This is a genomic window from Micromonospora sp. I033 (assembly GCF_053890995.1).
Genome location: NZ_JBSSLX010000219.1, coordinates 1 through 9339 on the forward strand (window position 1 = coordinate 1; position 9339 = coordinate 9339).

Sequence of the window (9339 nt, forward strand, 5' to 3'; positions counted from 1 at the left end):
CCGCCGGCGTCGACGACGAACTGCCGCACGCCCACGGCGTACGCCAACGTCGGCGCCGGGCCGAAGGGCGGGACCCGGTCGTCCGTGGCGGCGGCGGCCGGGCCGCACCCGGCCACCAGCGCGACCAGCAGCGCGGCGACCAGCCGCTGCACCCTCATTTCCTCACGGTAGGCGGCCGGCCGGCCGGTCCGGCCCCGCCGACCGGACCGACGCGCCTCCACCGGCCGGACCGGCTCCCGCGGCCGGCGGCCCGGCGGGGCGCGGCAGCTCGACCAGCTTCGCTAGGGTCACGCCCATGGCTGAGAACTACACCGACCCGAGTGGCAACACCGCGCAGTTCCGCGCCTTCGTCGAGGCGCCCGACAGCGCGGCGACGGCGGCGGAGACCCCGTCCCGGCTGCCCCTGATCGTCGGCATCGCCGTCGCCGCCGTCGTGCTGGTCGCCCTGGTCGCCTGGCTCGCCCTGGGCTGACCCCGGCGCCTCGCGGGGCGGAGTGTTCAGGTGGTGCTGAGGACGTCGCGGGTCTGGCGGGCGATCTCGCGTTCCTCGTCGGTGGCGATCACGCAGACCGTGACCTCGGTGCCGTCGGGGGAGATGACGCGGTCGCCGCTGCCGGCGTTGCGCGCCGGGTCGACGGCGATGCCGAGCCGGTCCAGGCCGGCCAGCGCCGCCGCCCGGACCGGGGCGGCGTGCTCGCCGACCCCGGCGGTGAAGGTGATCGCGTCGACCCGCCCGAGCAGGGCGTAGTACGCGCCCACGTACCCGGTGAGCCGGCGGCGGTAGACGTCGAAGGCGAGCGCGGCGGCCGGGTCGCCGGCGTCCCGGCGGGCCAGCACCTCCCGCATGTCGTTGACCCCGGTCAGCCCGAGCAGGCCGCTGCGGTGGTTGAGCAGGTCGTCGATGTCGTCCACGCGCATCCCGGCCTCGCGGCGCAGGTGGAAGATGATCGTCGGGTCGAGGTCGCCGCTGCGGGTGCCCATCACCAGGCCCTCCAGCGGCGACATGCCCATCGAGGTGGCCACGCTCCGCCCGCCCTGGACCGCGCAGGCGCTCGCCCCGTTACCCAGGTGCAGGGTGATGGTGTTCAGCTCGCCGTACGGCCGGTCGAGCAGCTCCGCGGTGCGCCGCGAGACGTACGCGTGCGAGGTGCCGTGGAAGCCGTACCGGCGCACGCCGTACCGCTCGGCGATCTCCCGGTCCATGGCGTACGTGGCGGCGGCCTCGGGCAGCGTGTGGTGGAACGCGGTGTCGAAGACGGCGACCTGCGGGGTGTCCGGCAGCGCCTCCCGGGCCACCCGGATGCCGGCCAGGTTCGCCGGGTTGTGCAGCGGGGCGAGCGGGACGAGGTCCTCGATGGCGGTGATGACCCCGTCGTCGAGCCGCACCGGCGCGCTGAACCTGCGCCCGCCGTGCACCACCCGGTGCCCCACGCCGGCCAGCCCGGCCAGGTCGAGCCCGTCGATGATCTGCCGCACCGCGCTCTCGTGGTCGGCCGGCCCGCCGCCCGGCTCGCCGACCCGCTCGACGGTGCCCTTGTCGCGGGTCTCGTCGCCGTCGTACAGCCGGTACTTGACCGACGAGGACCCGCAGTTGAGGACCAGGATCCGGCTCATTCCGACCCTCCGGCGGCGGCCTGGATGGCGGTGATCGCCACCGTGTTGACGATGTCCGGCACCGTGGCGCCGCGGGACAGGTCGTTGACCGGCCGGCGCAGGCCCTGCATCACCGGGCCGACCGCCACCGCGCCGGCCGAGCGCTGCACCGCCTTGTACGTGTTGTTGCCGGTGTTCAGGTCCGGGAAGATGAACACCGTGGCCCGCCCCGCCACCGGGCTGTCCGGCAGCTTGGTGGCCGCGACCTGCGGGTCGATCGCCGCGTCGTACTGGATCGGGCCCTCGACCAGCAGCTCCGGCCGGCGCTCCCGGACCAGCTTGGTGGCCGCCGCGACCTTCTCCACGTCGGCGCCGATGCCGGAGTCGCCGGTCGAGTAGGACAGCATCGCCACCCGCGGCTCGATGCCGAACCGGGCGGCCGTGTCGGCCGAGGAGAGGGCGATGTCGGCGAGCTGGGCGGCGTCCGGGTCGGGGTTGACCGCGCAGTCGCCGTAGACGAGCACCCGGTCGGCGAGCAGCATGAAGAACACGCTGGAGGCGACGGAGACGCCCGGCACGGTGCGGATGATCTCGAAGGCCGGCCGGATGGTGGCCGCCGTGGTGTGGGTGGCCCCGGAGACCATGCCGTCGGCGCGGCCGGTCTGCACCATCATGGTGCCGAAGTAGTTCGGCTGGGCCACGATGTCGTGCGCCAGTTCGACGGTGACGCCGCGGTGGGCCCGCAGCTGCGCGTAGCCGGCGGCGAACTCGTCCCGCCACTCGCTGGCGACCGGGTCGACCACCTGGGCGTCACCGATGTCGATGCCCAGCTCACGGGTGCGCCGCGCCACCTCGTCGGGACGCCCGAGCAGGGTCAGGTCGGCGACGCCCCGGCGCAGCAGCACCTCGGCGGCGCGCAGGATCCGCTCCTCGGTGCCCTCGGGCAGCACCAGCCGCCGCCGCTGGGCCCGGGCCCGGTCGATCAGGTCGTTCTCGAACATCAGCGGGGTGACCCGCTCCGACCGGCTGACCCGCAGGCGGCGGGCCAGGTCGACGGTGTCCACGCAGCGCTCGAAGGCGCCCAGCGCGGCGTCGACCTTGCGGGGGTTCGCCACGCTGGGCCGGCCCTCGATCCGGCTGGAGGCCGCGACCGTGTCGTAGCTGTCGCTGGGCACCGAGAGCACGGCGAGCCCGGTGTTCAGTGCCTCGAACAGGCGCATGGCCCGCGGGTCGGGCTGCTCGCCGAGGGTGAGGACCAGGCCGGCCAGGGAGACCTGCCCGGCGACGTGCGCGGCGCCGGCCGCCACGAGCAGGTCGTCCCGGTCGCCCGGGGTGATGACCAGCGCCCCGTCGGTGAAGTGGTCCAGCAGGGTGGGCACGTGCGCCGCGCCGACCACGTAGTCGAGCACGTCCCGCTCCAGCGCGGCCTGGTCGCCGGCGAGCAGGGTGGCGCCGAGCGCCGCCGCCACCTCGGCCACCGTCGGCGCCGACACGGTCGGCACCTCCGGGATGGCGTACGCGGGGACGGGCAGCTCGGGCAGCGGCATCGGCTCGGGCACCCGGTTGGCGATCACCGCCACCACCGTCGCGCCCAGGTCCTCCACATCGTGGTACGCCCCGCGCAGCGCCGCCTCGATCGCCTCGGGCGGCTGGCCGAACCCGTCCACCACGGGCACCACCACGCTGCTGAACTCGGTTGCCAGCCGGGCGTTGAACGCCAGCTCGCGAGGGCCGGCGCCGTCCCCGTCGGCGAAGTCGCTGCCCACCACGACCACCGCCGGGCAGTGCCGCTCGACGGCGCGGTAGCGGGCCACGATGCGGGAGATCAGCTCCTCCCGGCGGCCGTCCGCGACCAGCGCGGCCGCCTCGGCGTAGGTGGCGCCGTGCAACTCGTCGACCGGCAGCTCCACCCGGTAACGCTCGGTGAGCAGGGCGAGGATCGGGTCGGGGCCCTGCCCGGCGACCAGCGGCCGGAAAGCGCCGATCCGCCCGACCTGCCGGGACAGCAGCTCCGCCAGTCCGAGCGCGATCGTCGACTTGCCCCCGCCCGACCCCACGCTGGTCAGGTACACGCTGCGCGCCACGACCTCACGCTACAAGATCGCGGGACGCCTCGCCCGGGTCCTTGGACCCGTCACCGGCGGCCCGGAAGAGCGCGTCGCTCTTCGCCAGCCAGGCGGCCCCGAAGGCGAAGACGGCGACGGTCTCGCACCACAGCACCGGCTTGAGCGTGTGCCGCACGTCGGCCGGGAGCTGGGAGCCGGCCAGCGCGAGCGCGACGGCCAGCAGGATGAGGCCACCGCAGATCCGGTAGAACCGGGTCGCGGCGCGGCTCGGGGGCACCCCGACGCGGTCCGGCCGGGTGAACAGGACGAGGCAGAAGACCGCCAGGAGCACGAAGAGCGCCGCGGCGGCCACCTGGTGCACCACCCCGACGGCCCGGTCGTCGGCGCTGACAGTGTGGGCCGCCGCGCCGACGGTGGTGGGGAAGAGTGCGACCAGGATCGCCAGCCCGCCGGCGACCGTGCCGAGCAGGTCGTCGGGCCAGCGGTACCGGTAGCTGATCAGGAACACCCCGACGGCGCAGAGCGCGCCGACGAAGACGTCGCGCAGCTCGGTGTGGTAGTAACCGCTGAGCGAGTCGAGCAGGGTGAGCCGGCGGGCCGCGACCAGGTGCCCGACGATCAGCACCACCGGCAGCGCGATGCCGACGGATCCGATGCCGAGGCGCAGGTGGCGGACGGTCACGGCGTCCTGCGGCGGCCTGCGAGGTTCGGGGTTCATGTGTGCCTCCCTCTCCAGTTGACGCGCGGGGCACCGACCGCGTCAACGGTCGGCTCACCCGCCGGCCGCCGCCAGTTCCCGTTCGTACACCTGCCCGGTCAGGTCCGTGCCGAAGCTGTGGTGCGGCTCCTCCAGGACCAGGCGGAAGCCGCGGGAGAGGTAGATCCGGCGGGCGGCGACCAGCGGGTGGTTGGTCCAGAGCCGGATGCGGGCGTATCCGGCCCGCCGGGCGAAGTCGAGGCACTCGTCGACCAGCCGGCCGCCGAGCGACCGTCCCCGGGCCGCGGGATCGACCAGCAGGATCCGCAGCTGGGCGGTCCGCTCGTCGGCCGCGACGCAGAAGACGCAACCGACCCGCTCCCCGTCGACCTCGGCGATCCAGGCCGCCTCCCGTGCCGGGTCGTGCCCGGCGGCGTAGTCCGCGACGATCCGCGCCACCAGCGCCTCGAAGCTGGTGTCCCACCCGAACTCGGCGGCGTACGTCTCGCCGTGGGCCAGCACCACCCACCCGAGGTCGCCGGGACGGCCCAGCGGACGAATGAGGACCTCCGCGCTCATCGACACCCCTCCACTACTGAAACAGTCGTTTCAGTGGCAGAGTAGCGCTGTGAGCCAGCACGAGCGACCCGGGAGCGCCCGCCGCGACGAACTCCTGGAGCGGGCGTACGCGTACGCCCTGGCGCACGGGCTGGCCGAGCTGTCGCTGCGCCCGCTCGCCGCCGCCATCGGGTCCAGCCCGCGCGTGCTGCTCTTTCTGTTCGGCTCCAAGGACCAGCTCATCCGCGCCCTGCTCGGGCGGGCCCGGGCCGACGAGCTGGCCGCGCTGCGGCGGGCCCGGGAGGCGGGCGGCGCCGACGACTTCGCCGCGGCGGTGCGGACGACCTGGGGCTGGCTCGTGGATCCGGCGCACCGCCCGATGCTGGTCCTCTGGGTCCAGGCCTACGCCCGCTCGCTCAGCGAGCCGGACGGGCCGTGGGCGGGATTCGCCCGGCAGACGGTGGAGGACTGGCTCGGGCTGCTGGCCGAGGTCCGGGGCGGGGCCGACGCCGGCCACGGGGATCCGGCCCTCGGCCTGGCGGTGCTGCGCGGCGCCCTGCTCGACCTGCTGGCCACCGGCGACGCCGAACGGGCGACCGCGGTCGTCGAGCGCTACCTGGGCCTGCTCCGGGCGGCGCCCCGCTGAGCCGGCCCGCCGCCGGGCCTACTCGTCGTCCTCGTCGTCCAGCCGGGCGAGCCAGGTGGCGAACCGCTCGATCGGGGTCTCGAACTCCGGATTCAGGTCGACGAAGTCGCGAAGCCGCTCGCCCAGCCACTCCAGGCTGACCTGCTCGTCGCCCCGGCGTTCGACCAGCTCCTCGATGCCACGGTCGGTGAAGTACATGTGCGTCCTCTCGGCGGGAAGGGGCCGCCACGCGACGAGGGGCAGCGGCCGTCGTGCGGTCGCTGCCCCTCGTGCCGGCGGTGCGGTCAGGTCACGGGCGGGGAAGAGCCGCCTCGATCAGGGCGTTCTGCTCGACCTCGTGCGTCTTCGCCGAGCCGACCGCCGGGGCGGCGGCGGCCGGGCGGGAGATGCGGCGCAGCCGGACCTCGGGCAGGTGCTCCAGCAGGTTGAGTGCCACGAACGACCAGGCGCCCTGGTTGGCCGGCTCCTCCTGGACCCAGGCGAAGTCCTCGGCGTTCGGGTACTGCGACAGGGCGGCCCGGACCTCCTCGACGGGCAGCGGGTAGAGCTGCTCCATGCGGAGGATCACGGTGTCGGTGACGCCCCGCTCCTGCCGGGCCTGGAACAGGTCGTAGTAGACCTTGCCCGAGCAGAGCAGCACCCGCTTCACCTGCTCCGGTGCCGGGGCGGCGGTGTCGGCCAGCACCGGCTGGAAGGTGCCCGTGGTGAAGTCCTCCACCTGCGAGATGCAGAGCTTGTGCCGCAGCAGCGACTTCGGGGTGAACACCACCAGCGGCTTGCGCTTGGGCGACAGGGCCTGGCGGCGCAGCAGGTGGAAGTAGTTCGCCGGGGTGGTCGGGATGGCCACCCGCATGTTGTCCTCGGCGCAGAGCTGGAGGAAGCGCTCCGGGCGGCCGGAGGTGTGGTCCGGGCCCTGGCCCTCGTGGCCGTGCGGCAGCAGCAGGGTGACGGCGGAGCGCTGGCCCCACTTCACCTCGCCCGAGGAGATGAACTCGTCGATCACCGACTGGGCGCCGTTGACGAAGTCACCGAACTGCGCCTCCCAGGCGACCAGCGCGTTGACGTTCTCCACCGAGTAGCCGTACTCGAAGCCCATGGCCGCGTATTCCGAGAGCAGCGAGTCGTGCACGAAGAAGCGGGACCGCTCGCCGTCGCCGGTGAGCGACTTCAACGGCAGGTAGTCGTCGCCGGTCTTCGCGTCGACCACCGACGCGTGCCGCTGGACGAAGGTGCCGCGGCGCGAGTCCTGCCCGGCGAGCCGGACGGTGACCCCGTCGTGCAGCAGCGCGCCGAACGCGATGATCTCGCCGAAGCCCCAGTCGATGCCGCCCTCGACGGACATCTTGCGCCGCCGCTCCAGCAGCTGCTGGATCCGCTTGTGCGGGGTGAAGCCCTCCGGCAGGTTGACGTGCGCCTCGCCGATCGCCTTGACCACGGCGGCGTCGGTGGCGGTGTCGACCTGCGGCTCCGGCTCGTCCTCCCGGCGCGGGCGGCTGAGCTGGCGCGGCGTGGTGGCGGCGTCGCGGGTGGCCTTGAAGACCCGCTCCAGCTGCGACTGGTAGTCGCGCAGCAGCTCCTCCGCGTCCTCCACGGTGATGTCACCCCGCCCGATGAGCTCCTCGGTGTAGAGCTTCCGGACCGACCGCTTCGAGTCGATGATCTTGTACATCTGCGGGTTGGACATCGACGGGTCGTCGCCCTCGTTGTGCCCGCGCCGGCGGTAGCAGACCATGTCGATCACGACGTCCTTGTTGAACGCCTGCCGGTACTCGAAGGCGAGCCGGGCCACCCGGACGACGGCCTCGGGGTCGTCGCCGTTGACGTGGAAGATCGGCGCCTGGATCATCCGGGCCACGTCGGTGCTGTAGAGGCTGGACCGGCTGTATTCCGGGGCGGTGGTGAAGCCGACCTGGTTGTTGACCACCACGTGCACGGTGCCGCCGGTGCGGTAGCCGCGCAGCTGGGACAGGTTGAGCGTCTCGGCGACCACGCCCTGGCCGGCGAAGGCGGCGTCACCGTGCACCGCCAGCGGCAGCACGGTGTAGCCCTCCAGCTTGAGGTCGATCCGGTCCTGCTTGGCCCGGACGATGCCCTCCAGCACCGGGTCCACGGCCTCCAGGTGCGACGGGTTCGCCACCACCGACACCTTGACCGCGTGGTCGCCGTCCGGGGTGGTGAACTTGCCGTTCTGGCCGAGGTGGTACTTCACGTCGCCCGAGCCCTGCGTGGAGCGCGGGTCGAGGTGCCCCTCGAACTCGGAGAAGATCTTCTCGTATGGCTTGCCGACGATGTTGGCCAGCACGTTGAGCCGGCCCCGGTGGGCCATGCCGATGACGACCTCGTCCAGGCCGCCCTCGGCGGAGCACTCCAGGATTTCGCCGAGCAGCGGGATCAGCGACTCGCCGCCCTCCAGCGAGAAGCGCTTCTGGCCGACGTACTTGGTCTGCAGGAAGGTCTCGAACGCCTCGGCGGCGTTGAGCCGGTTGAGCACGTGCTTCTGCTCGTCCGCGCTGGGCTTCTCGTACTTGCGCTCGATCCGCTCCTGGATCCAGCGCCGCTCCTCCGGGTCCTGGATGTGCATGTACTCGATGCCGACCCGGCGGCAGTAGGAGTCCCGCAGCACGCCCAGGATCTCGCGCAGCTTCATCCGCTGCTTGCCGGCGAAGCCGTTGACCGGGAAGACCCGGTCCAGGTCCCACAGGGTCAGCCCGTGCTGGAGGACGTCTAGGTCCGGGTGCTTGCGGATCTTGAACTCCAGCGGGTCGGTGTCGGCCATCAGGTGGCCGCGCACCCGGTACGCGTGGATCAGCTCGTGCACCCGGGCGGTCTTGTTGATCTGACCCTCGGAGTCGACGGCCACGTCCCGCACCCAGCGCACCGGCTCGTAGGGGATGCGCAGCGAGGTGAAGATCTGGTCGTAGAAGCCGCGCTCACCGAGCAGCAGCTCGTGCATCACCTTGAGGAACTCGCCGGACTGGGCGCCCTGGATGATCCGGTGGTCGTAGGTGCTGGTCAGCGTGATGATCTTGCTGACCGCCAGCTCGGCCAGGGTCGCCTCGCTCATGCCCTGGTAGGGCGCCGGGTACTCCATGGCGCCGACGCCGATGATGGCGCTCTGGCCCTGCATCAGCCGCGGGATCGAGTGGACCGTGCCGATGCCGCCCGGGTTGGTCAGCGAGATCGTGGTGCCGGCGTAGTCCTCCATGGTCAGCTCGTTGCGGCGGGCGCGCCGGACCACGTCCTCGTACGCCTGCCAGAACTGCCGGAAGTCCATCTGCTCGCAGCCCTTGATGGAGGGCACCACCAGGTTGCGGGAGCCGTCCGGCTTGGCCAGGTCGATGGCGATGCCCAGGTTGACGTGCTCCGGGCGGACCATCGCCGGCTTGCCGTCGACCTCGGCGAAGGAGTTGTTCATCTCCGGGTGCTCGACCAGCGCCCGGACCATCGCGTAGCCGATGAGGTGGGTGAAGCTCACCTTGCCGCCGCGACCGCGGGCCAGGTGGTTGTTGATCACGATGCGGTTGTCGACCAGCAGCTTCGCCGGCACCGCGCGGACGCTGGTCGCGGTCGGCACGGCGAGCGAAGCGTCCATGTTCTGCACGATCTTGGCAGCCACGCCGCGCAGCGGGGTGGTGCCGGCGGCGCTCGCGGTCGGCGCCTTGGCGGCCGGCTTGGCCGGGGCGGCCTTCTTCGCCGGGGCCGGCTCCGGAGCCTTCGCCGCCGGCTTGGCGGCCGGCTTCGCCGGGGCGGGCGCGGGCTTGGCGGCGGGCTGCTGGGTG

The 9339-nt window shown here is 73.0% G+C and carries 8 protein-coding genes; 2 read left to right on the forward strand and 6 right to left on the reverse strand.

Features of this window, described 5'->3' with window-relative positions:
- Positions 1-295 precede the first annotated feature (295 nt).
- Positions 296-472, forward strand: a complete 177-nt coding sequence (locus ACW0Q9_RS25875; RefSeq protein ID WP_456185611.1) for a hypothetical protein — start codon at positions 296-298, stop codon at positions 470-472.
- Positions 473-498: 26 nt separating this feature from the next.
- Here ACW0Q9_RS25875 and ACW0Q9_RS25880 read toward each other — a convergent pair whose 3' ends face one another.
- The 4 genes from ACW0Q9_RS25880 to ACW0Q9_RS25895 are packed head-to-tail and all read right to left on the reverse strand — an operon-like array spanning position 499 to position 4935.
- A complete protein-coding gene (locus ACW0Q9_RS25880) occupies positions 499-1614 on the reverse strand; it encodes an acetate/propionate family kinase (RefSeq protein WP_456185613.1) in 1116 nt (371 codons plus the stop codon).
- Positions 1611-3677 (reverse strand): phosphate acetyltransferase, encoded by a 2067-nt coding sequence (gene pta / locus ACW0Q9_RS25885; RefSeq protein ID WP_456185615.1) that lies wholly within the window; start codon positions 3675-3677, stop codon positions 1611-1613. Before pta ends, ACW0Q9_RS25880 begins: the two co-directional genes overlap by 4 nt.
- 4 nt (positions 3678-3681) lie before the next feature.
- Positions 3682-4377 carry a hypothetical protein gene (locus ACW0Q9_RS25890; RefSeq protein ID WP_456185617.1) on the reverse strand — a complete coding sequence of 232 codons (696 nt, stop codon included), beginning with the start codon at positions 4375-4377 and terminating at the stop codon, positions 3682-3684.
- Between the two features lie 54 nt (positions 4378-4431).
- A complete protein-coding gene (locus ACW0Q9_RS25895; RefSeq protein WP_456185619.1) occupies positions 4432-4935 on the reverse strand; it encodes a GNAT family N-acetyltransferase in 504 nt (167 codons plus the stop codon).
- 49 nt (positions 4936-4984) lie between these two features.
- Between ACW0Q9_RS25895 and ACW0Q9_RS25900 the strand changes: the two genes are divergently transcribed.
- The gene (locus ACW0Q9_RS25900; RefSeq protein WP_456185621.1) at positions 4985-5560 is read left to right on the forward strand and encodes a TetR/AcrR family transcriptional regulator; all 576 of its coding nucleotides are present in this window, start codon (positions 4985-4987) and stop codon (positions 5558-5560) included.
- Between the two features lie 18 nt (positions 5561-5578).
- On the opposite strand, the gene ACW0Q9_RS25905 is transcribed toward ACW0Q9_RS25900, so the two are convergent.
- Both ACW0Q9_RS25905 and ACW0Q9_RS25910 read right to left on the reverse strand, forming a co-directional pair.
- A complete protein-coding gene (locus tag ACW0Q9_RS25905) occupies positions 5579-5758 on the reverse strand; it encodes a DUF6104 family protein (RefSeq protein ID WP_089009804.1) in 180 nt (59 codons plus the stop codon).
- A 91-nt stretch (positions 5759-5849) separates the two neighbouring features.
- A partial coding sequence (locus ACW0Q9_RS25910) for a multifunctional oxoglutarate decarboxylase/oxoglutarate dehydrogenase thiamine pyrophosphate-binding subunit/dihydrolipoyllysine-residue succinyltransferase subunit (protein WP_456185623.1) occupies positions 5850-9339 on the reverse strand: 3490 nt, incomplete at its 5' end.

What these genes read in the sequence shown, in the direction of transcription:
- ACW0Q9_RS25890 (WP_456185617.1), bottom strand. Translation starts at nt 4,377, where the DNA reads ATGAACCCCGAACCTCGCAGGCCGCCGCAGGACGCCGTGACCGTCCGC.
- ACW0Q9_RS25880 (WP_456185613.1), bottom strand. Translation starts at nt 1,614, where the DNA reads ATGAGCCGGATCCTGGTCCTCAACTGCGGGTCCTCGTCGGTCAAGTAC.
- ACW0Q9_RS25875 (WP_456185611.1), top strand. Translation starts at nt 296, where the DNA reads ATGGCTGAGAACTACACCGACCCGAGTGGCAACACCGCGCAGTTCCGC.
- ACW0Q9_RS25905 (WP_089009804.1), bottom strand. Translation starts at nt 5,758, where the DNA reads ATGTACTTCACCGACCGTGGCATCGAGGAGCTGGTCGAACGCCGGGGC.
- ACW0Q9_RS25895 (WP_456185619.1), bottom strand. Translation starts at nt 4,935, where the DNA reads ATGAGCGCGGAGGTCCTCATTCGTCCGCTGGGCCGTCCCGGCGACCTC.